This window comes from Kineococcus vitellinus (assembly GCF_009906315.1).
Taxonomy (GTDB): domain Bacteria; phylum Actinomycetota; class Actinomycetes; order Actinomycetales; family Kineococcaceae; genus Kineococcus; species Kineococcus vitellinus.
Genome location: NZ_JAAALL010000554.1, coordinates 1 through 1,298, shown reverse-complemented (window position 1 = coordinate 1,298; position 1,298 = coordinate 1). Strand labels below are relative to the sequence as shown.

At 78.1% G+C, this 1,298-nt stretch carries 2 protein-coding genes and 1 pseudogene; 2 read left to right on the top strand and 1 reads right to left on the bottom strand.

Annotated features, from left to right (window positions below):
• Positions 1 to 183 (bottom strand): hypothetical protein (locus GTQ99_RS23365; RefSeq protein ID WP_166618034.1); only part of this gene is annotated, 183 nt, incomplete at its 3' end.
• A gap of 135 nt (positions 184 to 318) precedes the next feature.
• On the opposite strand from GTQ99_RS23365, the gene GTQ99_RS23360 reads away from it, so the two are divergent.
• Together GTQ99_RS23360 and GTQ99_RS23355 are read left to right on the top strand one after the other, a co-directional pair.
• Positions 319 to 936 (top strand): tRNA-specific adenosine deaminase, encoded by a 618-nt coding sequence (locus GTQ99_RS23360; protein ID WP_166618033.1) that lies wholly within the window; start codon positions 319 to 321, stop codon positions 934 to 936.
• A 132-nt stretch (positions 937 to 1,068) separates the two neighbouring features.
• A pseudogene (locus GTQ99_RS23355) lies at positions 1,069 to 1,298 on the top strand (hypothetical protein); the annotation flags it as partial.

The window sequence follows — 1,298 nt, the reverse complement described above, 5'->3', positions numbered from 1 at the left end:
CTCGACGGGGGCGGGCTCCTGCACGCGGGCCGGGGCGCTCAGCGTCCCCTTCAGCTCCGCCTCGGGCGTGTAGCCGCCCTCGCCGAGGATGGAGGCGGCGAACTGCAGCGCGGACGCCTGCACGGGCGCCACGGTCTGCGCGCCGCGCGGCTGGTCGGCCGGAGCCTGCTCGAACGTGGACATGGTTGCCGTCTCCCGGTGCTCCCGGCGGCCGCCCCTGCGGCGGGCCGCGCTGCCCGGTGCATCGGCTCCGGCCCGCCCCGCCTTCAGCGCCCGGGCGCCGCACCACCCGGACGGGCGCCCTGGCAGGGTGCGCGGGTGGACACCAGCGCGCTGACCCGTTCCTTCACCCTCGCCCTGCCGGACTGGATCGAGCACGAGCTGGCCGACGTGCCGCAGGTGCTGCCCGGCCACGAGGAGCGGATGGCCCTGGTGCACCGCCTCGCGGCCCGCACCTTCCGCGAGGGCGGCGGCGGGCCCTTCGCCGCCCTCGTGGCCGACTCCACCACCGGCGAGGTGCTCTCCGTCGGCGTCAACGTCGTGCTGGCCAGCGGCATCTCCGCCGGGCACGCGGAGGTCACCGCCCTCGCGCTGGCCCAGGCGCGCACCCGCTCGTGGGACCTGGGCGCCGACGGCGCCCGCCGCGAGCTCGTCGTCAACTGGCGCCCGTGCGCGCAGTGCTACGGCGCGACGCTGTGGTCGGGGGTGCGCACCCTCGTCGTCGCCGGCTCCGGCCCGGAGCTGGAGGAGATCACCGGCTTCGACGAGGGACCGGTGCGCGAGGACTGGGCCGAGCAGTTCGAGGCCCGCGGCATCGCCGTCGTCTCCGACGTGCTGCGCGATCAGGCGCTGGCGGTCTACCGCGACTACGCCGCCCACGTGGCCGCCACCGGCGCCGTCGTCTACAACGCCCGCGGCGGCGCCCCCACCCCCTGACCCCCGCCCCTGTGGACGCCGCGGTGATCTTCCACGTGACACCGCGGAAGATCACCGCGGCGTCCACAGGGGCCACCGGCCCCCCGGGCCCACCGGGGCTCAGGCGCGGGGGCGCCCGGCCGATGGACGGGGGTGCTCGTCCCCGACCTGGCCGACCTGCGGCCCGGTGACTTCGTGAAGCTGCGGGGCACCGGCAGCGGCGCGCACTCCGGCGGCCGGGCCGTCGTCGTGGCCGTGCACCGCAGCCCCGGCCCGCCCTGGCGCGTGGTCGCCCTCGACGTGCGCTACTCCGCGCGCGGGCACGCCCTGCGCGTCGACGTCGACGGCGCCGGCGAGCTCGTGCGCTGGGACGCCCCCTGGCC